The 20,390-nt window shown below is 52.6% G+C and carries 21 protein-coding genes and 1 other RNA gene; 13 read left to right on the top strand and 9 right to left on the bottom strand.

Translation table 11 applies throughout. The features are described 5' to 3' along the window. Positions 1 to 48 precede the first annotated feature (48 nt). The 4 genes from ACSPJT_RS15605 to galE all read right to left on the bottom strand — a co-directional run bounded on the left by ACSPJT_RS15605 (position 49) and on the right by galE (position 5,779). Positions 49 to 1,221: a hypothetical protein gene (locus ACSPJT_RS15605; RefSeq protein WP_435893487.1), complete on the bottom strand. Its 1,173-nt coding sequence runs from the start codon at positions 1,219 to 1,221 to the stop codon at positions 49 to 51. Beyond that, entirely contained in the window at positions 1,218 to 2,498 is a 1,281-nt protein-coding gene (locus tag ACSPJT_RS15610) for a hypothetical protein (RefSeq protein ID WP_435893488.1), read from the bottom strand. The genes ACSPJT_RS15605 and ACSPJT_RS15610 overlap by 4 nt, the downstream gene beginning before the upstream one ends. Before the next feature lie 431 nt (positions 2,499 to 2,929). After that, the gene (gene ispG, locus ACSPJT_RS15615; RefSeq protein WP_435893489.1) at positions 2,930 to 4,717 is read right to left on the bottom strand and encodes a (E)-4-hydroxy-3-methylbut-2-enyl-diphosphate synthase; all 1,788 of its coding nucleotides are present in this window, start codon (positions 4,715 to 4,717) and stop codon (positions 2,930 to 2,932) included. Positions 4,718 to 4,789: 72 nt separating this feature from the next. Next, a complete protein-coding gene (galE, locus tag ACSPJT_RS15620; protein WP_435893490.1) occupies positions 4,790 to 5,779 on the bottom strand; it encodes a UDP-glucose 4-epimerase GalE in 990 nt (329 codons plus the stop codon). 75 nt (positions 5,780 to 5,854) lie between these two features. Here galE and ACSPJT_RS15625 point away from each other — a divergent pair, with 75 nt between their 5' ends. The 6 genes from ACSPJT_RS15625 (at position 5,855) to ACSPJT_RS15650 (ending at position 10,636) form a co-directional block, all read left to right on the top strand. Continuing rightward, entirely contained in the window at positions 5,855 to 6,601 is a 747-nt protein-coding gene (locus ACSPJT_RS15625) for a M14 family metallopeptidase (protein WP_435893491.1), read from the top strand. 21 nt (positions 6,602 to 6,622) lie between these two features. Next, entirely contained in the window at positions 6,623 to 7,219 is a 597-nt protein-coding gene (ruvA, locus tag ACSPJT_RS15630; protein WP_435893492.1) for a Holliday junction branch migration protein RuvA, read from the top strand. A gap of 254 nt (positions 7,220 to 7,473) precedes the next feature. Beyond that, positions 7,474 to 8,547, top strand: a complete 1,074-nt coding sequence (gene pdhA / locus ACSPJT_RS15635; protein ID WP_435896205.1) for a pyruvate dehydrogenase (acetyl-transferring) E1 component subunit alpha — start codon at positions 7,474 to 7,476, stop codon at positions 8,545 to 8,547. A gap of 51 nt (positions 8,548 to 8,598) precedes the next feature. After that, on the top strand, positions 8,599 to 9,582 hold the full coding sequence (locus ACSPJT_RS15640) for an alpha-ketoacid dehydrogenase subunit beta (protein WP_435893493.1): 984 nt from the start codon (positions 8,599 to 8,601) through the stop codon (positions 9,580 to 9,582). Between the two features lie 216 nt (positions 9,583 to 9,798). After that, positions 9,799 to 10,218, top strand: coding sequence for a hypothetical protein (locus tag ACSPJT_RS15645; protein ID WP_435893494.1), 420 nt, complete (start codon positions 9,799 to 9,801; stop codon positions 10,216 to 10,218). 61 nt (positions 10,219 to 10,279) lie between these two features. After that, entirely contained in the window at positions 10,280 to 10,636 is a 357-nt protein-coding gene (locus ACSPJT_RS15650; protein WP_435893495.1) for a hypothetical protein, read from the top strand. Between the two features lie 285 nt (positions 10,637 to 10,921). On the opposite strand, the gene ACSPJT_RS15655 is transcribed toward ACSPJT_RS15650, so the two are convergent. Then, positions 10,922 to 11,344 carry a hypothetical protein gene (locus ACSPJT_RS15655; protein WP_435893496.1) on the bottom strand — a complete coding sequence of 141 codons (423 nt, stop codon included), beginning with the start codon at positions 11,342 to 11,344 and terminating at the stop codon, positions 10,922 to 10,924. 652 nt (positions 11,345 to 11,996) lie between these two features. On the opposite strand from ACSPJT_RS15655, the gene ACSPJT_RS15660 reads away from it, so the two are divergent. From ACSPJT_RS15660 to ACSPJT_RS15685, 6 genes are all read left to right on the top strand, one after another. Next, positions 11,997 to 12,251 (top strand): hypothetical protein, encoded by a 255-nt coding sequence (locus tag ACSPJT_RS15660; RefSeq protein ID WP_435893497.1) that lies wholly within the window; start codon positions 11,997 to 11,999, stop codon positions 12,249 to 12,251. Positions 12,252 to 12,296: 45 nt separating this feature from the next. Continuing rightward, entirely contained in the window at positions 12,297 to 13,196 is a 900-nt protein-coding gene (locus ACSPJT_RS15665) for a hypothetical protein (RefSeq protein ID WP_435893498.1), read from the top strand. Between the two features lie 94 nt (positions 13,197 to 13,290). Then, on the top strand, positions 13,291 to 14,679 hold the full coding sequence (locus ACSPJT_RS15670) for a dihydrolipoamide acetyltransferase family protein (protein WP_435893499.1): 1,389 nt from the start codon (positions 13,291 to 13,293) through the stop codon (positions 14,677 to 14,679). 45 nt (positions 14,680 to 14,724) lie between these two features. After that, positions 14,725 to 15,378, top strand: a complete 654-nt coding sequence (locus tag ACSPJT_RS15675; RefSeq protein ID WP_435893500.1) for an SDR family NAD(P)-dependent oxidoreductase — start codon at positions 14,725 to 14,727, stop codon at positions 15,376 to 15,378. Positions 15,379 to 15,521: 143 nt separating this feature from the next. Beyond that, complete coding sequence (locus ACSPJT_RS15680; protein ID WP_435893501.1) at positions 15,522 to 16,070, top strand: cysteine dioxygenase; 549 nt, start codon at positions 15,522 to 15,524, stop codon at positions 16,068 to 16,070. A gap of 6 nt (positions 16,071 to 16,076) precedes the next feature. Beyond that, complete coding sequence (locus ACSPJT_RS15685; RefSeq protein ID WP_435893502.1) at positions 16,077 to 17,279, top strand: YeiH family protein; 1,203 nt, start codon at positions 16,077 to 16,079, stop codon at positions 17,277 to 17,279. Here the strand turns inward: ACSPJT_RS15685 and ACSPJT_RS15690 are convergent. The 4 genes from ACSPJT_RS15690 to ACSPJT_RS15705 all read right to left on the bottom strand — a co-directional run bounded on the left by ACSPJT_RS15690 (position 17,276) and on the right by ACSPJT_RS15705 (position 19,636). Further along, a complete protein-coding gene (locus ACSPJT_RS15690) occupies positions 17,276 to 18,514 on the bottom strand; it encodes a competence/damage-inducible protein A (RefSeq protein ID WP_435893503.1) in 1,239 nt (412 codons plus the stop codon). The genes ACSPJT_RS15685 and ACSPJT_RS15690 overlap by 4 nt on opposite strands. Positions 18,515 to 18,547: 33 nt before the next feature. Further along, positions 18,548 to 19,114, bottom strand: a complete 567-nt coding sequence (gene pyrE / locus ACSPJT_RS15695; protein ID WP_435893504.1) for an orotate phosphoribosyltransferase — start codon at positions 19,112 to 19,114, stop codon at positions 18,548 to 18,550. 64 nt (positions 19,115 to 19,178) lie between these two features. Next, positions 19,179 to 19,271, bottom strand: an RNA gene (ffs, locus tag ACSPJT_RS15700) — signal recognition particle sRNA small type. A 41-nt stretch (positions 19,272 to 19,312) separates the two neighbouring features. Next, complete coding sequence (locus ACSPJT_RS15705) at positions 19,313 to 19,636, bottom strand: hypothetical protein (protein WP_435893505.1); 324 nt, start codon at positions 19,634 to 19,636, stop codon at positions 19,313 to 19,315. Between the two features lie 110 nt (positions 19,637 to 19,746). Here ACSPJT_RS15705 and ACSPJT_RS15710 point away from each other — a divergent pair, with 110 nt between their 5' ends. Next, a complete protein-coding gene (locus tag ACSPJT_RS15710; protein WP_435893506.1) occupies positions 19,747 to 20,253 on the top strand; it encodes a ferritin in 507 nt (168 codons plus the stop codon). Positions 20,254 to 20,390: the final 137 nt, after the last annotated feature.

Consider the following 20,390-nt stretch of genomic DNA (forward strand, 5'->3'; position numbering starts at 1 on the left):
GAAGGCGAGATCAACATACGCTGATCTGGGGGGAGTAGGGCAACGTTGCTATTGCTCCAGCTCTTGGGTAATGATCTTTTTAGCAGGGCCGTCCGCTGCAGTGGTAATCCATTTTTTGATGTATTTCTTTGTTCGGTTTGATGTGGCCAGTTGTTTAAGTCGACGTGTGGATTGGTCTTCGGAAAATGTGTAGCCTAACCATTCCGCCCATTCGCCAGCCTGTTCAGGTTTAATATAATGGATTAAATCTACCGAGCTCGTTCGGACAAAAGCGCCTAGTTCACCTTGTGTCACCTTGGCTTGTTTCATCCAGGTCATGACTTCTCCAAAGTCGGCTTTGTCCAGGTGAACCCGACCTCCATGAGCCAAGCGCATCACACTATTACTCAAGACAGTCTGGCTGCCTTCGGAGTGATTGTGTCGTTTACTCCATTGGCGCAAGCCATTGAGAGCTGCTAGACGTGAAGCTGAGTCCCTTGGAACCAAGAAAACGAGGTTGGGAATCATTGACTTTCCTTGTTCGCTTTCATCACAGATTTCCAGAGCCTTCGCATAATCGACCCTTGCAATGCCTCGGACGAGGGCCGAATAATTGAGTTGTTGTTGTGGTTTGGAGAAAATATCCGAATGGCTACGAAACCAATCAATGGCTGTGTCCGGACTTTTACTGGCAAGGGATTCTAACGCTTTATTGACATATCGACTGTCGTCGTTGTTGTACTGACTTAGAAATCTCCGAAGATCTGAATCCAAAAGGGTATTCAGAGTTAGGTGAGGGTCGTGTTTTGTCAGGCTATCTAATAAAAACCATGATAGTCTCCGACGTTCATATAGATCGAATTCCTTGGCATGTGAAATGTGCATGATCACTTCACTCAGTTCAGTGTTCGATAGCGCCTGGAGCTGATCCATCTGGGAGATGATCTTTTTGGTCAGCATTTTATCATCTCCATGATCGCCCTTTTCCATGAGAAGCTTCATGTCGCGATTGTAGCGCATGAGTTCAGCGGCAAAGGCGGCGGGATCAATTTTTTCCCTTATGGAACGGTTGTTCCGTTTAGCTGTCCGTGGTGTGCTTCTAGTTACGCTGCCCTTTTTAGCGGTTTCTTTAAGCAGTATCTGCTGTTCACTGAGCAAGCTGTCACCCTTGTTCTTCTGATTCCATATCAGATACGAAAAGAGAACAGCTATTGTTAGGGTGATGGCTAGGGAGGTTTTCAAGGTTGCTCAGAAGCTTGGAACTTTTCGTTGTAGAGCTGACGGGTAGCAGGGTCAGAGATTTCACTTATCAAGCGGTTCACAAGGACAGGATGCTTACTTGCGTTTTTTAGATCGAGGGCTTGGGTTAGGTAGGCGTCCTCGCGGGTTTCGCGGTGGTAAAGGAGGTGGAGAGCCGCTGAATCTACAAACTCGAGCCCGTTATATTGTGCGGCGATCGTCAGGGCTTTCAAAGTGGCCTCATGTACGGAAGCAGGATCCTCTTTTTTGGCCCATTGATGAAACAATTGAAGGTCTTCGATAACTCCTTCTCTATCGTCTTCACGTTTAGAAACCCAGGATGAAGGTTGCTCTGCAATTTTCATGATGCAATGACGCTGCTCGGCATTGTTCGCGCCGATGCGCTGCATGTACTCAGAAGTCTCGTCCAAATTGAAAGTCGATCCGTCGCCGTCTGACCAGTTCATCAGCGGCCATGTGATCATCTCAGGGGCATCTTTTTTCGAGACATGATTCCTTATCAGCGTTGCCCAGGTTGAGTGACTTTCTTTTGTCAGTTGAGTCATGTGAATCCCTCCAAGTAATGATTTTCGTTTATCGAGGGGATATGTATCCAGAAGTTTGATGGCTGCCTCGGGATTTGTCGGCATCACTGTAAAAATGGCAGTGCGAACGAGCTCAGAGGGAAGTACACGTTGGCCCTGTTGATCTGTAAACCCACCATTCGCATCGTATTGCAGAAACCAATCCACCGCTGCATTTGGATCAGCTTTGATCCAGTGGGAATAGGCACTCGCTATGAGGTATTCCCATTTGATGAGGTGTGTCGATTTTTCGTCTGCATAGTTTTTGGCAAATTTAAGGGTGGTCTGTTTTGGATGAACTCTAGCCATCGACCAGAGGAAGTGGCCCAGTAAACGTTCCTTTTCGACCTCGGATAAATCCGATTGTTCAATCTTGTCGATGGCCACGAGAAATTCTTCGAAACTCATAGCCAGTATTACGCGCGCAAGCCGGAGGTGCGGTTGCAGATAGAAGGCGTGGACGGAGTCATTCTCACGGAGTTGCTGGCCGACTAGTTTCCAGTCAACGTGTTTGCCTGAGAGTAGGTCGGTTTCGCCTTGGGTACGACCACGGTTTTGATGGCGGGAGCTTTCGGCGAGTATCCGCAGGCTTTTATTTTCCGCTTCCAGCCGAGCAGAACGGTCATACTGGTTTGCCAGTGCCAAGTAGCCCGCGATTAGAGCAGTTACAGGCAATATGTAGTAAATGAATTTCATGACCCCTCAATCCCATTTAGCATACGCTACCTATTTTTCTAACTATCAACAATGTAAATTGCGCGGAGATACTTATGCTAATGATGCAGTAAACTTTTGGCTTCACGCGTGATGACACGTGAGCATGATGTGGGTATGCCATCACGCGGTCGTCATCAAAGTTCCTCAAGCGAATGCCTGCGAGCAATTCGCAAGATCGAAGCGATGACTAGAGTGACAGGGGTAATTATCGGACGATCCTACGGTGGGAAATCGCTCGGGCAAAATGGCAGGACCGGATCAATCCGAGTGCAACGTGAAGTGTCAGGAGGCCTGAAAGCTGTGACACAAACCTCAAAGGGATTGCAGGAGCTTTTTATCAGGACCGAAGAGGGAGCGGCGCTCGATGTGTGGAAAGCAATCGAAGACGAAAAGTGACCTATGGGCGGTGATCACTGCACCACAGCTGGAGCTTCGATCCATTTGTCGTGTTCTTTGATCAGATCAATCAGACGATCCACGGCCTCAGCCTCGGGGATGTTGAACTTAACAGCTTGTTTTCCGACGTAGAGGTTGATCTTGTTAGGTGCACCTCCGACGTAGCCGAAATCGGCATCCGCCATTTCGCCAGGTCCGTTGACAATGCATCCCATCACAGCGATTCTAACACCTTTGAGGTGGCCGGTGGCAGCGCGGATTTTCTGAGTCGTGTCCTGTAGGTTGAAGAGAGTTCGTCCACAGGAAGGGCAGGCGACGTAGTCCGTTTTGAAAATTCGTGAGCCTGCTGCCTGCAGCACGTTGTAGGCGAGACGCAGCGATTGTCCGGGAGCTTCCTCTCCCTGCACGATAATGGCGTCACCAATGCCGTCGCATAGCAGTGACCCGATATTGCGAGCAGCGGTGATCAGGTTGTCGAGGAAATCGGCATCCGCATTGTTAGATGGGTTGAGTGTATCCTTGAGGAGGATGGGGTGGTGCGCAGAGAGCTTGGTGGCTAGCAGGCGGAAAGCATGGATGACGGCGGCATCATGGGCCCCGTCCGCGACGGTGACGAGCTGTGGCTCTTTGATCGCATTGATCTCCATAATCGCGGCGTAGTCCCAAGGGTCGACTTCGATTACACCTGAGTCCTCGATGACAATTTCAGGTGTGAAGTCGCCAAGTTTATCGATCTTGTGCGCAAGAGCGTCCCATTTTTTCCGACTGGTGAAGACGCGAATCGTGTTGTCGGCCCCCAGTTTGTGGCCGTTGATTTCCATCTCGTGGCTGTGGCGGCGTTGGTAGGAAAAAGGATCGTAGGAAAGCGTTCCGCGCTGGCTGCCAGTTGGGTCAGTGGGAAGGTGGCTTTTGACGATGTTGGCAATGATCGCTTTGGCAACGGGAATCTCGTGAATCGCGTCCTCGGTGAGTGAGACGCGGATGGTGTCACCGACTCCATCGGCTAACAGGGAGCCGATACCGATGGCCGACTTGATGCGGCCGTCCTCGCCATCACCAGCTTCAGTAACGCCGAGGTGGATGGGGTAGTTCCAATCGGGGCCTTCCTTTTCGAGTCGGGCAACTAACAGACGATAAGCCTCGATCATCACTTTCGGGTTCGAGGCCTTCATCGAGAAGCAGAAATTGTGGTAGTCCAGATCGCGAGCGATGCGGGCAAACTCGAATGCGCTCTCACACATGCCGAGAGGCGTATCGCCGTAGCGGTTCATGATGCGATCGGAAAGCGAACCGTGGTTGGTGCCGATGCGCATGGCGCGGCCGAGTTCCTTGCAGAGCTTGACGAGTGGAGCAAAGTCCTCGCGGATGCGCTCTAACTCATCCGCGTATTGCTCATCGGTGTATTCGCGGATTTCGAACTTCTTCTTGTCGGCGTAGTTGCCGGGGTTGACGCGGATTTTTTCCACCCATTTGGCGGCCTCGAAGGCGGCGTCGGGTTTGAAATGGATATCGGCCACGAGTGGCACATCACAACCGGCAGCGCGCACGCCATCGCGGATGTTTTCCAGATTTTCCGCATACTTTTTCGTCTGCGCAGTGATTCTAACAATTTCACAGCCCGCCTCGGCGAGATCCAGAACTTGCTTCACACAGGCCTCGGTATCGCGAGTGTCAGATGTGATCATCGACTGCACCCGGATCGGGTTATCGCCACCAATGCCGACGTTGCCGACCATGATTTCACGGGTCTTACGGCGCGAGTAGGCGAAGTAGTCTGGGCAGTAATGCAGATCAGTGGGCATGTCTCGGAGAATCAAGACTCCAGAGGAAAGAGTCAAGATAAGTGTCCCGAAAGCAGGAGGAAATCCGGCTTGTTATTCCGGGTAGCCGTCCGGATGGCTCTGGTGCCATTTCCAAGCGGTGGCGATGGTGGACTCAATATCCAGATACTTGGGCTCCCAACCGAGTTCGGTGCGAGCCTTGGTGTTGTCGGCGTAGAGTGAGGGGGGATCTCCGGCGCGGCGGGGGGCCTCTTCGGCGGGAACTGGCATCCCGGTGACTTTTTCCACAGCATCCAGAATTTCTCTAACTGATGTGGGTTTGCCGGTTCCTAGGTTGTAGTGGGCAAAGGTGCCGGGGTTTTCCAACTGCTCGAAGACGGCGATGTGGGCGCGGGAGAGATCGTCGACGTGGACGTAATCGCGCAGGCAGGTTCCGTCGGGAGTTGGGTAGTCGGTGCCGAAAATTTTCAGTGCGGGTCGCTTGCCGGTGGCGGCATCGATCGCAAGTGGGATCAGGTGCGTTTCCGGATCGTGGTGTTCACCGATGCTGCCGTCCTCGGCGGCTCCTGCGGCATTGAAGTAACGGAACACGGCGGATGACATCTTGTCGACCGCTGCAAGGTCCTTGAGCACAGCTTCCACCTGAAGCTTGGTCTGGCCGTAGGGGTTAATAGGTGCCTGCGGAAGATCCTCAACCATGGGGAGCGTGTCCGGCTCGCCGTAGGTGGCGCAGGTTGATGAAAAGACAAATTTGGTGACTCCGGCGTCCTGCATGGCGAGTAGCAGCTGGATGGTATTGCCGGTGTTGTTTTCGTAGTATTTCAAAGGCTCTGTCACGGACTCGCCCACATAGGCGTATGCGGCGAAGTGCATGACGACATCGATTTTTTCCTCTGTTAGGATCTTGGTGACGGCGGCACGGTTTCCGAGGTCTTCGTTGAAAAATGGAACATCCTCCGCGATTGCGGCGCGGTGTCCATAGACAAGGTTATCGAGCACCAGTGCACGGTGGCCAGCGGCCTGTAACTGCCTGACACAATGGCTGCCGATGTATCCGGCACCTCCTACTACAAGAACGTTCATGGGGGCTGAGACTCCCGAGTTAAGAATCAAGAGTCAAGAGTTGTGTCATGAGGTGTGCTTGTTTATGACAGAGCCGTGAGTTTTGACGTGCATGCCTACTTGAAGGACTTCCACCGAGCAGCGATGGATAACGGCTTCGAGAAAGAGGTGGTGGCTAGCGTGGCTGGCTATGAAATTCCCGCCTATTGGAAATCGGCCGATCAAGGGGCGCGGGTATACCTTTCCTCCGGCAGCCATGGCGACGAACCCTCCGGCGTATGTGCTTTGTTAGAATTAGTGAAGGAAGGTTTTTTTGACGAGAAAACTGACTGGTTGATCTGCCCGGTGCTGAACCCGACCGGTCTCGCCGCCGGAACCAGGGAGAATGCTCAGGGGATTGATCTGAACCGTGACTACCTGAAAAAACAAACAGACGAAGTCAGAGGGCATGTCGCATGGCTGGAGCGGCAACCTGTGCCCGATATGTTTCTGTCCTTACACGAAGACTGGGAGAGCACCGGATTTTATCTCTATGAAATTCAAAAATGTGTCTGCCACAGCACTGCCAAGGCGATCCTCGATGCTGCGTCCTCGGTGATTATCACCGAACCCAGTCCCATCATTGACGACCATAAAGTTCGTGAGCCGGGTTGGATTTTTCACGAGCCGCGAGCCGATTTCCCCGATCAATGGCCGGAAGCGATCTTTATGGCAGAACGGGGGACCACCGTTTCCTACACCTTGGAAACTCCAAGTTCACGCGAGCTGGAGGATCGGGTGAACTGTCACAAACTGGGAGTGAAACGGGCGGTCGAGGAATTGCTGTTGACGCACAGGGGCTGAGCCGAGTCTACTTTCCCCACAATGATTGCGCGACTTCGAGGGAAAGTGTTAGAGGCCCTGCCCGGTAGGCTGGTGGTGGATGTCAATGGGGTTGGCTACATGGTCACTGTATCGTTGACTACCTATGATGCGCTGAATCCAATGGAAGGATCGGCAGTCGATCTGCGGACTCACCTGCACATCAGGGAAACAGCGCACACGCTATATGGCTTTGCCACGGCTGCAGAAAAGGATCTTTTTCTCCTGCTCATTGAGCGAGTCAGTGGCATCGGACCGGCGATCGGTATGGCGGTGCTCAGTGGCATGCCGGTGGATCATTTCAAAAACTGTGTCGTCAATGGTGACGCAGCAGCCTTATCTCAGATCAAGGGACTCGGGAAAAAGACGGCCGAGCGTATCATCTTGGAACTCAAGGACAAGGTGGGCGTTGCCGAAGCCTGGCAGGCCGCCAGTGGCTCCGCCGTGCCCAGCGCCGCCATCGACGCCGAATCCGCCCTCATCGGGCTGGGTTACAAGCAGGCCGAGGCCCGCAAAGCCGTTGCTGCCGTGGCCAAGCTCAAACCAACCGCTCCCACTGAGGACCTGCTTCGCGATGCTCTTCGCATGCTCAACAGCTGAATCTGCAACTCAGGGTGGCAAATTCACAAGTCTTGGGCTCTTTTTAGGCGCGGGTTTTTCTTCGGATATCAATGTCATGCCTAACACTGACGGCGTAACTCATTTTTCTGGTCACTGTCCTCCGCGCTGGTTAGCTTTTAACCAGATCAAGTTTCCTGGACGCAATTAGCGTTCTTATCAGACACTTCCGCTTTGGGCTTGATCCTTTGCTCACCTGCCAGTAACCCGCTTTTACCAATCCCACTAAACACATGATGGATTCACCACCTTCCCTGCTCGATTTCTCCCAGTCCAAGATCAACAAGGACCTCACCAACGAAGACAAGATTGCATTCTATCGCCACATGGTGCGCATCCGTCGCTTCGAGCAGACGGCATTAAAATTCTACAACGGTGGGAAAATGGGCGGTTTCCTGCACCTCTACATCGGTCAGGAGTCAGTCGCATGCGGTACGATTTCTCTTTGCAGCGACAACGATCACATCATCACCGCTTACCGCTGTCACGGTCACGCCCTGATGGTCGGCATGGACATGAACCCCTGCATGGCCGAGCTCTATGGCAAGGCCACTGGCGCAGCCAAAGGTAAGGGCGGCTCCATGCACCTCTTTGACCCTTCACGGAATTTCTGGGGTGGTCACGGCATCGTCGCCGGTCAGACACCGCTCGGCCTGGGCTTGGCCTACGCGCTGAAATACAAAAACATCCAAGGCTGCTGCCTTTGTTACATGGGTGACGGCGCAGTCAACCAGGGTGCTTTCCACGAATCTCTCAACATCGCCGCTCTCTTCGGTATCCCCGTTGTCTACATCATTGAAAACAACGGCTACTCCATGGGCACCAGCCAACAGCGCTCCAGCGCTTACAAGGACTGCCTCGCCCAACGTGCCGAGGCATACGACATGGACTGGGATCTGGTCAATGGTGAGGACCTCTACGAAGTCCGTGCCAAGACGCACATCGCCATGGAGCGTGCGCGTAAGGAGAGCAAGCCCACCGTGTTGGAGATCGCCACCTACCGCTACTACGGTCACTCAGTGGCTGATGCCAACGCCAAGAAATACCGCACACCGGATGAGATTGAGAAATACAAAACCTATCACGATCCCATCCGTCTCTGGCGCCGCCGCCTGATCGAGGAAGCTGTCTTCACCGATGTCGAAGCCGACGCCATCGACAAGGAAGCCAAGCAGGCCGCCGTCGATGCAGCGAAGTTCGCCGATGAGTCACCAGCTCCCACCGTCGAGTCCATCTTCGATGACGTCTACTGGGAGGTCGATAACAACACCGAGTCCAGCAAGATTGGACGCCACTTTTTCAATGATTAGTCTGCTCTAGTCCGGCTACTGCTTACTAACTACTATCTACTGAATATTATCATGCGCGAAATTTTATACCGCCACGCCATCCGCGAAGCCCTCGACGAAGAACTGACCCGCGACGAAAACGTCGTCATCATGGGTGAGGAAGTCGCCCAGTACAACGGAGCCTACAAAGTCACCGAAGGACTCTGGGACAAATGGGGCGACAAACGCATTGTCGACACTCCAATTTCCGAAGCCGGCTTCATCGGCATGGGTCTCGGAGCTTCCATGTTAGGCATCCGCCCGGTCATGGAGCTGATGTTCTGGTCGTTCCACTCGGTTGCCTTCGATCAACTCGTGAACAACGCCGCTAACGTGCGTTACATGTCAGGCGGACTTTGCAATTGCCCCATCGTCATGCGTGGACCTGCCAACGGCGGAACCAACGTCGGTGCCACCCACTCCCACACACCAGAAGGTCTTTTCGCCGCTTTCCCCGGTTTGAAAGTTTGCTCTCCAGCGACTCCAGCCGATGCCAAAGGTCTGATGAAAACCGCCATCCGTGACAACGACCCGGTCTATGTCATGGAAAACACCCTTCTTTACGGAACCAGCGGCCCTGTGCCGGATCCTGCCGATGGTGATCACCTCGTGCCGTTAGGAAAAGCCGACATCAAACGTGAAGGCTCCGATGTTTCCCTCATCGCCCACGGCCGCAGTGTGCTGCGTGCACTTGAAGCTGCCGAAACTCTCCAGTCCGAGCACGGTATCAGCGCCGAGGTGTTAGACCTTCGCTCGATCCGCCCGCTCGACCAGCAGGCAATCATCGACACCGTGATGAAAACCAATCGCGCCGTCCTCGTAGACGAGAGCAAACCTTTCTGCGGCGTCTCCGCCCAGATCACCACGCTCATCCAAGAGCACGCTTTCGATCACCTCGACGCCCCGGTCAAACGTGTCTGTTCTCTCGACGCCCCCGCGATCTACTCGCCATATGTCGAAGATGAACAGCTACCGAACCCGCGTCGCATCGTCGAGCAGGTGTTGACCATCGCCTAGATTTAGGTGACTCAGCTACATAAGCCTCCTCGGTTCCAGCTGCCGTGGATGTGAGCATTGCTGCCATCACGGCTCGATTCCCGTGTGGCTTGGCACCACTAAGCCGCAGGTTTGAGTTGGCAGCCTCTGGGGTAGAAGGGGCTCCGTTTCCGTTAGAATAACAACTTGTTTTTCTCGGTAACGATATCAGAATGCTAGGTCAACACACACATTCACATGACCTCATTTTCCGATCCCTTCCCTGATGGCGACTATCAGCGCCTCTCCGAATTCCGTTACGCCCTCCGCAGATTTCTTAAGTTCAGCGAACAAGCTGCCATGAGTGAGGGGCTAAAACCTCTCGAACATCAGGCCCTTTTAGCTATCCGGGGTTATCAGGGCGGCACCGTCACGATCAATGTTCTGGCAGAGCGCTTGTGCATCGAACCTCAGGAATCGAGAAAATTAGTTGATACCATGGTAGACTACGGCTGGCTGATCACAGAAAAGCTGCCACCTGATCCGAAGGCGGTTAAATTGTCTCTCACTGAGCAGAGTATCGAGCGTCTGGTCCGCTTGTCTCTGGCGCATCGGAGAGAGCTGCAGCACCGAGGTCCTGAGTTTTTGAATCTTCTTGGATCGCTTGGAAGCGACTAAATGTTTTTTACAGCCTTTTTCATTGCACATCACCGTCCAATGCCTAGAATTTTGCCTGATCATGAAAACTACGTTCCAACTCATCACACTTGCCATCCTTTCCTTGGCCTTCTCTTCATGCTGTGGCCTGCTTCCTTGCGGAGGCTCCCTAACGGCTGAAAAAGAAGTCACCACATTCCAGGAAACACAACGCACTGTTTACGGAGGTAAATCATCCTACGTTGTCACTGACCGTGTGCCTCACACCCACACTGAAAAAGTTTCCATCTGCTGCAACAAATGCGGATCAAGCTTCTGCCCCAAGCCTGAGTGCTGCGGTATCGTCAGCAAGTCCGTTCTCGCCCGCGCCACTGCTCAAGGCGGCACAGGTGAGCCTCAGATCGGCCTCATCCCTACGATGAAGACTCTGGCTGAGTAGTTTCACAACTAATCCTTTTACAACAGGCCGTGACTCCAAGTGGGTCACGGCCTTTTTTGTGCCCAGTAGGGCGCTCTGATTTTCGGATTCAAGTCCCCTGTGGGCTCGGTAGAGACACGCGTACCATTCTGGCCGACGGCAATTTCACCCAGACGTTCTATGATGACCTGGGCCGGACATACAAACGCCGTGATTTCCACACAGCGGCAAATACAAGGCTAACAAGGCTTAACTTAGTGCCATTCCGGACTGGCCCTCATCCGATGACAACTCGGCCGTTAACATTCACCCCCACTTCTTTATTTCAATTAATATCTGCCTAATAGTTTTAATCTCGATATTGATCGAATCTGGTGGGTCAAGCCCTCTCATAATCAACTCCTTACGATAAACTAATTTTTCAACTTCCATCTTCAAGCCCTTCAACAGATAACGAAAATTCACAACACTCGGTCCACGTGTATTTCCTTCGACAACAAACGAAAGGGTTCCTTTCTCCAGCGCCCTATCGACCTTGTCTATAAATGTATTAACAGCCTCAACTATGGCATCAACATCTCCACCGTCTAACTGTAATATTAAAGTATTACAGTCAGAAACCATGTCAGATTTACCGTATTTTTGCGAAAATTTATTTCCGCTATCATTAACATTAGTTTTTTCGGACTGTTCATCATTATCACATGCTGAAATAATCAACACCCCCATGGAGATGAAGTAGCCTATGAAAAAGCACCTATATCGACTGTATATCATTTTACTAAAATGGTTATTTGCGATTTATCAGTAGCCCATAGCTTGTTTGTACATTGCATTATAATAATCAAGCGTAACTTGTGCCGCTTCTTTTTCGCCATACGCTGTGGCACCAAAACCGCTAATGGGATGACCTGGATCATATTTCTTTTGAAAAGCACTTCGCCAAAGAAGGGGAAAGAATTTGCCTTCTATTTTCTTCTTGTGCGCATCTATCGTTCGAATAAGTAGTCGAAAATCCCATTGCCAAGTTCGATTTCTAGCAACTAAATAATGGCGGCGAAAGAGGAAAATGTAGCTGTTTAGCGTATCTCCACAAGACTTTCACCTTGTTCAATGAGAGCAACTTCCTGAGGCAACAGAGGCTCGAACCTCATAATAGGGGTCAGGAAGAGCTTTGTTGCATAGAGTGATTGTGTTGCACGCTCCGAAGTAATATTGGGTTCTTATGCCTAGACAGGCTAGTATTGAATATCCTGATGCCATCTACCATGTGATGGCACGGGGAAATCGGCGGGAAAGGATTGTGGTGGATGACGAGGACCGGGTGAGAATCAGTAAAATAGAACCTGACAGATTTCCACACGACGTTAGTTTGTAAGCTATGAAAAGCTTGATCTCGCTCGCATTCCTTATGTCGGTCCTGGGTGGCCATGCTGCGCCCGCACCCGCCTCTCAGGAACTCAGTTTGAAAAATTACCGAGAATGGATGCAACACATTCGGCCGTCCGGAGACGAACTTAAGTGGCGTGAAATTGCCTGGCGGAATAAACTCATGCCAGCGGTGGAGGAGGCCAAGAAGTTAGACCGTCCCATTTTACTCTGGGCGATGAATGGCAATCCGTGCGGCGAAACATGAAACAACGGTGTCACTCAGCGCAAGGTGGTCTGGTCAGATCCTGATGTGCAAAAACTCGCCCAAGAATTCGTCTGCTGCACCGAGGAGGTCGACATCCTTTTTCCTCGTAACGAATGGCTGATCAAGCATTTGAAAAACGATCCGGCGGTGAAACTTTTTCGTGATACCTACGGAAAACAAGTGCCGCGTGAACACTGGGACCCCAGCCCCACCAAAACCAAGCAGGGCGTCTACGCCATGATGCCGGACGGCACTTATCTCAGTGCCAGGTTTGTCGGCACCCGCAAAGACCAGGTGATCGATCTTCTTAACGAGGCACTCACCACATGGCGCGAACAGGTCAAAGAACGCGGGCTGAAACCCAAACCTGTGCCGCAGACAGCTGCTCTTCAAGAATGGGAGTCGCAAAAGAAAAAGGACCTCGGTCTACTGCTACAAATGCATTGCCGCGATCTGCCACGTGAGGGAGCTAACAAAACCGGCCATGGTCGCGTGGTCGGAGAACAAGGGAATACGACATGGTTAGAATTTTCCAAAACTGAAGCGCTCACCTTTGTTCCCGATGGCGAGGAATGGCAAGCGGTGTCCTCTGAAGCCAGAGACAAGCTATTCCGCAAGGGCTTGAAAGACATCGTCTACGGGCAAAGTCCCGATTGGAAACCTGCCGATATCCAATCAGGCAGCCTGAAAGTGCGTCGCCAAAACAATCTGTCCAAGGGAATCAATGTGGTCATCGAGCTTGCCGGAGAATTTCACCTGCAGGACGGCAGCCATAGCTATCGCGGGAAGATATCCGGTCGCGTGCTCTGGTTGACGGATCGGAAAAAAATCACCCGGTTTGAGGCAGTAGCGATCGGCGCGCGACAGGGCAGCACCACGTTCAATTTTCGCAAAGGAGACGAGGCAGCCGCTCCATTAGGCGTAAGTTTCTTCCTCGGTGAGTAAAATCAGTATGGCTGAATCAAAAATCAGACCATATTCAGCTTGCCCAAAAGCCGCGTATCACCGATGAATTCTGCCAGCCAAAGACTTTTTGCCCATGCCTATCAATATTGAAATGCCCAAGCTCTCCGACACGATGACGGAGGGGACGCTCGTCCGATGGAACAAACAAGTTGGAGACGAGATCGAGATCGGTGACGTGATTGCCGAAGTTGAAACCGACAAGGCAACCATGGAAATGGAAGCATTTGACGAAGGCACACTTTCAGAAATTCGTATTCAAGCCGGTGAAAAAGCACCCGTTGGAGCTGTGTTAGGAATTCTTCTCGAAGACGGGGAAGATGCAGGATCATCAGACGCATCGGCAGATGAGCAAGCTTCGGCTCCTGCGGAAGAAGCTGAAGCCCCAGCTGAAACAAACGAAGCGCCAGCCCAAGCTGCACCCGCATCCCAACCAGCTCAAACAGATCAACCCGCCGCCTCCGGTGAGCGCATCAAAGCATCTCCCTTGGCCCGTAAAATCGCCGCCGACAAAGGAGTCGATCTTTCCACTGTCCAAGGCAGCGGTCCTTCCGGCCGCATTGTCAAAGCTGATGTCGAAGGTGCTTCCGCAGCCCCTGCTCAGCCAGCCGCTGAATCCAAGCCTGCCGAGGCGAAACCCGCTGCTGCATCCCAGCAAGCCACATCACCTCTCGCCAGTGCCGCCAACGCACTTGCGTCCCGCGCCAAAAGCCAAGCTACTCAGTCATCGGCTCCAGCCGCCGCGCCTACTCCGGTCAACCCAACCGTTGCCGATGAAGACCAGATCATCGAGCTCAGCTCTATGCGTCGCATTATTGCGGATCGCCTGCTGACCTCCAAGACCACCATCCCTCACTTTTACTTGCACGTCGAGGCAGACACCGCGCCGCTGATGACTCTGCGCAAACAAGTCAACGCACAGGCCGAGCAAACTCACGGCAATAAATACAGTGTGAACGACTTCGTTCTCAAGGCCGTCATCAATGCCGCGCAGGCAGTGCCGGAAGTGAATGCCTCGTTCAACGGCGACAGCATTGTCCAGTTTGCCAAGATCGGTATTTCCGTGGCCGTCGCCGTGGATGAAGGCCTGGTCACTCCCGTGGTCAAGGACGCTGCCAGCAAGTCCATGTTGCAAATTTCCCGCGAAGTCAAAGACCTCGCGACTCGTGCCCGCGACAAAAAGCTCAAGCCCAACGAATTCGATGGCGGAACGATCACAGTTTCCAACCTCGGGGCCTGGGGCATTGAAAGCTTTGACGCGATCATCAACCCACCACAGGCCGCCATCCTCAGTGTTGGCGCCATCGTTCAGAAGCCCGTTGTGGTCAATGGCGAGCTGGTTGTGGGTCAACGCATGAACATCGGCCTCAGCTGTGACCACCGTGTGGTCGACGGTGCTGTCGGTGCCAAGTTCCTCAACGAGGTGAAAAAACTCGTCGAGAACCCAGCTCTGATGCTCGTTTAAGGAGAGTGGTCGTCTCCGGCCACTGCAAATCCAAGGTCTCCTGAAATGTCTTCGCCCCAAGCCATCATCACCGGCGGGGCAGGGGACTTGGCGCAAGCATTGAAGTCATCTTTTGAGATGGCAAAAATCCAGACACTGGCACCTGCGCGGACCGAACTTGATGTCACGAACAGCGAGTCAGTGAAAAACTATTTCTCCACTGCTGGAGCAATAGATCTGTTAGTCTGTAATGCAGGCCTGACCGTGGATCGCCCGCTCGCCAAGATGGCCGAGACCGATTGGAATCAAGTGCTGGAGGTCAATCTGAACGGTGCCTTCCGTTGTGCTCGCGAAGTTTCGCGCGGTATGATCAAACGCCGGTCGGGACACATCATTTTCATTTCTAGCTTTTCAGCCATGCATCCACCAGCGGGGCAGGCAAATTACGCGGCAGCTAAGTCAGCCTTGTTAGGTATGATGAAGTCCATGGCACAAGAATTAGGCCCACGAAATGTTAGAGTGAACGCCGTCTTGCCTGGCTTTTTGGAAACCAAGATGACGAACGCTCTCTCAGAATCGGTAAAATCCGCGGCTAAGGAAAAACATACACTCGGCAGGTTTAACACTGCGGAGTCGGTGGCGGACTTCATCACCTTTCTACAGTGGCACATGCCACATACATCCGGGCAGGTTTTCAATCTCGATAGCCGAATTATCTGACGAAGCGTCGTTGTGGTTTGATGTGTCACCCTCTACCGGGTCTAAGTGTTGATGAATATTCAATGCTGAGTATCTTGGGTATTTTAATCATTAGTGATTTACTCTTGTTTAGGGGTGGTGACGGGAGCTAATGTTCACTTTAAATGACCGTGACCTATCCAGAGAAACTCCAGCCACTGATCAATTATCTGTCATCGCTCACTGCGCGTCCTGATATGGCGGTTCTGCGTGACCATATGTTAGGTGCTGACGTCGATGTGAATGACATGGCGGACTTTGTCAGATTTAACGCATCCGGTTATCGAAGGAACATGGTTTTTGAAAATGATGCGGTCGAGCTACTGTGTCTCTGTTGGAAAAGTGGTCAGCGCAGTCCTATACATGATCATGCAGAATCCATCTGTGGCGTGAAAATTATTGAAGGCACTGGTACTGAGACCGTTTATGAAATGACTCCCAGCGGCTATATCAAGGCAACATGCTCCAAGGATTACGCCTGTGGCGAGGTGATGGTTTCCGCCGATTCTGAAACTCATCAGGTGGCCAATTTACAGTCCACGGATCAGGACTTGGTCACGTTACATATTTACTCACCACCCCTGCGCAGTATGAAAACGTGGTCTATCGAATCTCGGAAAATACAGATCTACGAACCCGTCAATGAAGGCCACATCGACGGCTGCGGAATCTAAGACGTTATGGCATCGGTCGGAAATGATGTGGTCGGGAGTAAAAAGCGACTGACCCTCTACGAGCAACTGGAAAGTGGTGGACTAGCTTCGCTGGCTTCTATGGAGGGAGCATGGGGCGATTGGGCGGAGGAGAGTAAGGCAAAACCGGCAGCATCACCTCTTTGGTCGGGTGTTTTGATCTCACTGGCGGTTACGGCAATTGCATGGTTGGTGCATCGACTTCCTTTTCCACCGTTCACTATCCAAGGAGCAGTGTTGGAGCATCCGATCGGTGTTTCCATTCTGGCGATTTTGTTAGGTATCACGCTAACCAATGTGATGCCGATGACTTCACTACGAGCTGGCTGTAAATGGATCACTGCCTGGTGCATACCGGTTGCTGTCATTTTCCTCGGTGCAGGTATGGAGCTGGCACTGCTGGCTGGCATTGGCTGGGGGCTACTCGGTATCATCGTTTCGGTGATGATCCTCGCTGGTATTGTCGCATGGGGTGTTGGCCGAGCCTTGGGCATGAATGGTCGTTCAGCCTATTTGTTAGGTGTCGGAACTGCGGTCTGCGGGAGCAGTGCTATTTTGGCAACGTCTCCGGTGACGGGGGCTGACGACGAAGATGTTGTTCTAACTGTAGGGGTCGTGAATATCGTAGGGCTGCTAGCCATGTTCGCGTGTGTTGCCGCTTTGTCCTTCGTGGCTTTGCCGGCAGAAATCTACGGGGCCTGGGCGGGTGCCAGCATCCACGCTGTTCCGCAAGTGGTGGCCGCTGGGGAAAGTCACGGAGCTGACGCCGCGGCTATGGCTACCTTGGTGAAGCTGACTCGAGTGACGCTTTTGGCTCCAGTGGTTCTACTCACTGCGCTAGTTGTTTCGAGTCGGGGTAAGAAGTCGCAAGCTAGTAAAAAGCGCGAGCCACTCTGGCGCTATGTGCCTTGGTTCGTCTGGGGGTTCATTCTACTGGCTGCTATTCGAGCTCTTGGCTGGCTGCCAGTGTTGGAATTTGCACCCAACGAGCATGGCGTCGTTCGTGTGCCCTTGTCTCAATTCTTTCCGGACATGGCTAAATGGCTGTTAGCTATTTCCATGGCTGCCATCGGCCTGCAGGTTCAATTGAAACCGATGCTGCAAGCTGGAGTGAAAGCCATGACCGCCGGTGTGATTACTTGGCTGGTGATGAGTGCCTCGGCGTTGCTAGCCCTGAAGTATCTGATCTAAGTCTGATCAGAAAGCAGCTCCTTACGGATGAGATCAAGAGCGGTCTGGCTGACGACTTGTTTGAAAATCTCTCGACCGCGGTTGTGGCAGCGATGAATCGCGTATGATTTTGTAGGAGTGGCGATACCAATCCATACGGTGCCCACTGGCTTGTCTTCGGTGCCACCGGTAGGTCCGGCAATGCCCGTCACAGAAGCTGAAATATCAGCACCGGATTTTTTCAATGCCCCTTCAGCCATGGCCAGCGCCACCTCTTCGCTGACCGCTCCGTGGGTATCGATCAGGTCTGCATCGACTCCGATCATTTCCACCTTCGCTTCATTGGCGTAAGTGACAAATCCATGGGTGAACACCGCGGACGATCCTGAGACGTCAGTGACGCGGCTGGCGATGCGTCCACCGGTGCAGCTCTCAGCCAGAGAGAGTTTTTTATTTTGCTCGGTTAAGATTCTAACAACAACCTGCTCAAGGCTTTCATCGCAGGTACTAAAACACTGATGCGCAAAGGCTGTCTGAGCCATGACGGCGGCTTTGGAAACAGATTCGGCATTTCCGATCAGTCGTAAATCGACTTCGGCAGGTCGAGCGCAGTAGCCGACTTCGAGGTCGTCGATAGTGCTGAGCTCAACATCGAGCCCTTCATGAAAATCACTCTCACCAATACCTGTGAAACGAAGGATTTGCAGCGTATGATCGCTTTCTACTCCGGCCAGTGACCTCAACCGTGGAGTGACTTCCTCGCGGAACATCGGCTTCATCTCACTGGGTGGGCCGGGTAGGAGAAAAAGGGCGCATAGCCGGTCGCCACTCATGCGCGGTGGTGCGTAGATTCCCGGTGCGGTTCCGTTAGGGTTAGGTAAAATATCTGCCCCCACGGGATTCAAAGCCTGCTTTCGGTTCGACTCCGCCATCGGCCTTCCTCGCGATGCAAAAAAAGCCTCAAGTGAACGCAGCGCAGCCTCATCGTAAATGAGGTCAACTCCCAAGACTGCCGCAGCGGCTTCGCGGCAAATGTCATCACTGGTAGGTCCAATGCCACCGGTAACGATGACCACATCACTGCGTTCCAGTGCCTCAGTCAGTGCCGCGATAATCGCATCACCATCTGGCACCGTAGTCTGGCGTTGCACACGAAGGCCGAGACCCATCAGCTCTGTGCCCATCCAAGCGCCGTGCGTGTTCAGGGTGGTGCCCAGCAGCAATTCGCTGCCAGTATTGATGATCTCTATTTTCATGCGCTGTGCAGGTGGTAGATCGGTTAGATCTTTTTAACCCAGCAGCGTGCTGCGAGAGAAAAGTGAAACCACTGGAATGCCGCGCGCTTCAATAGCCTCCCGGCCACCTTCTTCACGATCGACAAGAACCAAGGCAAAAGCGATTTTGGCTCCGGAGGCTTCTAACACATCAGCGGCTTTGAGAGTCGAACCACCTGTGGTAATGACGTCGTCGACAATCACAATGGTATCGCCCTCATTGAAATTACCCTCGATCTGCTTGCCTTTACCATGACCCTTGGGTTCTTTGCGAACGGTGAAAACTTGAAGCGGTTTTTCATCGGCTGCGGATGTCATGCCGACAGCGAGTGAAATGGGGTCGGCACCGAGGGTCATGCCGCCAATGGCCTGAGCATTAACGCCACGTTCGACCAGCTCTGCTTTGACTGTTTCCCAGCCCAGCTTACCAATAAGAGTGGCTCCAACCGGGTCCATGGCCGTCACCCGGCAGTCGATATAAAGATCGGATGTTTTCCCTGAGGCGAGGGTGAACTCACCGGTGCGGACAGACTTTTCAAGAAGGATGGATTTCAGTTGAGCGCGGATATCGTTGTTGGCCATGCACCCTTTTAAGCACTGAATACTGAATACTTCCAACTGAATACTCCCGACAGGGATAAAAAAATACTGCCAGGAACCGCGGCAATGACGGACAAACTGTGGCTGCTACCTTTCGGTCCTGACCAGATTCATCTGCCGACACTCCACGGCCCTGACAGCGCGGGTTTATTAATCCCTCTGAGAGAGATTGCAAGAGGTTTATGCAGCTTCTGCTTTCTGACGGTTGCGGTAGATGGCGTCTCCGGCACGAGTCAGCTGACCCAGAAAGAGCACCATGGCAGACGCGAGGAACATCCCTCCGGTGAAAAGACCGAAGCCACAGAACCAGTCGGCTCCCGAGAGAAGCCAAATGACAGCGGATACTCCCATGAGGGCCAAGCCGGTGAGGGCGAGGCCGATAATCAAGCCGCAGCTGACAAGAGTGACGGTTGGGCCTGCGAGTATTTTGACCCACTTCGTGGTGAGTTCGGCAACGGCAGGTTGGGTTTCGGTAACGGTGTTGGTATTGGTTGATTCATTCATGACGCTGCGGAGCGTGGAGCAGCTTGGTGAAAGCATGATGAACCGAGTGTGAAAAACAGATGAAATTGACACCTGCTTGACAGTGCGTGGATCGGGGTAAGAGTGGGTGCATGATCCACGAAGACCTCCAAAGCGCTATCAACCACCAGATCAACCAGGAATTCACCGCTGCTTATAATTACCTAGGCATGGCGACCTATTTCGACGCGCAGAACCTCGATGGTTTTGCCAACTGGATGCTCAAGCAACACGATGAAGAGCAAGCACACGGCATGAAACTGCTCAATTACTTGCAGGATCGCGGAGGTAAGGTGAAACTGGAAAGTCTGCCCAGCCCACGCATCGATTTCTCAGGACCGTTGGAAATTTTCAAATCATCCCTGGTGCAGGAACAGAAGAATACCTGCTCGATCAACGACCTCTACGAACTTGCCACGAAGCTGAACGATCATGCGACCAAAAGCCACCTGCAATGGTTTATCGATGAGCAAGTGGAGGAAGAGAAGAGCGTCGAAGATGTTATCGCTCTGTTAGAACGCATCGGCGATGACCCAGCTGGCCTGCTATATCTCGACGACAAACTCGCCGCCCGTCAGGCTGAGGAAGTTCCTGTCTGATTAGTATTTTGAGCTTATAAGCCGCCATTAGTTTTGCCGCTGCTAGATACGGTCTAGTGGATGTTGTGCTTATAGAGCACTGTCGATAATGCCACGGTTCTCGTCGGTTATGCCTGTTGCCAAGGAGGCTCGATATC

This window comes from Oceaniferula spumae, assembly GCF_042849255.1.
GTDB classification, from domain to species: domain Bacteria; phylum Verrucomicrobiota; class Verrucomicrobiia; order Verrucomicrobiales; family Akkermansiaceae; genus Oceaniferula; species Oceaniferula spumae.

Excerpts from the sequence above, each read along its gene's own strand:
- ACSPJT_RS15670 (WP_435893499.1), top strand. The coding sequence starts at position 13,291 with ATGCCTATCAATATTGAAATGCCCAAGCTCTCCGACACGATGACGGAG.
- pyrE (WP_435893504.1), bottom strand. The coding sequence starts at position 19,114 with ATGGCCAACAACGATATCCGCGCTCAACTGAAATCCATCCTTCTTGAA.
- ACSPJT_RS15640 (WP_435893493.1), top strand. The coding sequence starts at position 8,599 with ATGCGCGAAATTTTATACCGCCACGCCATCCGCGAAGCCCTCGACGAA.
- ACSPJT_RS15675 (WP_435893500.1), top strand. The coding sequence starts at position 14,725 with ATGTCTTCGCCCCAAGCCATCATCACCGGCGGGGCAGGGGACTTGGCG.
- ACSPJT_RS15680 (WP_435893501.1), top strand. The coding sequence starts at position 15,522 with ATGACCGTGACCTATCCAGAGAAACTCCAGCCACTGATCAATTATCTG.
- ACSPJT_RS15610 (WP_435893488.1), bottom strand. The coding sequence starts at position 2,498 with ATGAAATTCATTTACTACATATTGCCTGTAACTGCTCTAATCGCGGGC.
- galE (WP_435893490.1), bottom strand. The coding sequence starts at position 5,779 with ATGAACGTTCTTGTAGTAGGAGGTGCCGGATACATCGGCAGCCATTGT.
- ACSPJT_RS15645 (WP_435893494.1), top strand. The coding sequence starts at position 9,799 with ATGACCTCATTTTCCGATCCCTTCCCTGATGGCGACTATCAGCGCCTC.
- ACSPJT_RS15655 (WP_435893496.1), bottom strand. The coding sequence starts at position 11,344 with ATGGGGGTGTTGATTATTTCAGCATGTGATAATGATGAACAGTCCGAA.
- ACSPJT_RS15690 (WP_435893503.1), bottom strand. The coding sequence starts at position 18,514 with ATGAAAATAGAGATCATCAATACTGGCAGCGAATTGCTGCTGGGCACC.
- ACSPJT_RS15685 (WP_435893502.1), top strand. The coding sequence starts at position 16,077 with ATGGCATCGGTCGGAAATGATGTGGTCGGGAGTAAAAAGCGACTGACC.
- ispG (WP_435893489.1), bottom strand. The coding sequence starts at position 4,717 with ATGCCCACTGATCTGCATTACTGCCCAGACTACTTCGCCTACTCGCGC.
- ACSPJT_RS15705 (WP_435893505.1), bottom strand. The coding sequence starts at position 19,636 with ATGAATGAATCAACCAATACCAACACCGTTACCGAAACCCAACCTGCC.
- ruvA (WP_435893492.1), top strand. The coding sequence starts at position 6,623 with ATGATTGCGCGACTTCGAGGGAAAGTGTTAGAGGCCCTGCCCGGTAGG.
- pdhA (WP_435896205.1), top strand. The coding sequence starts at position 7,474 with ATGGATTCACCACCTTCCCTGCTCGATTTCTCCCAGTCCAAGATCAAC.
- ACSPJT_RS15710 (WP_435893506.1), top strand. The coding sequence starts at position 19,747 with ATGATCCACGAAGACCTCCAAAGCGCTATCAACCACCAGATCAACCAG.
- ACSPJT_RS15660 (WP_435893497.1), top strand. The coding sequence starts at position 11,997 with ATGAAAAGCTTGATCTCGCTCGCATTCCTTATGTCGGTCCTGGGTGGC.
- ACSPJT_RS15650 (WP_435893495.1), top strand. The coding sequence starts at position 10,280 with ATGAAAACTACGTTCCAACTCATCACACTTGCCATCCTTTCCTTGGCC.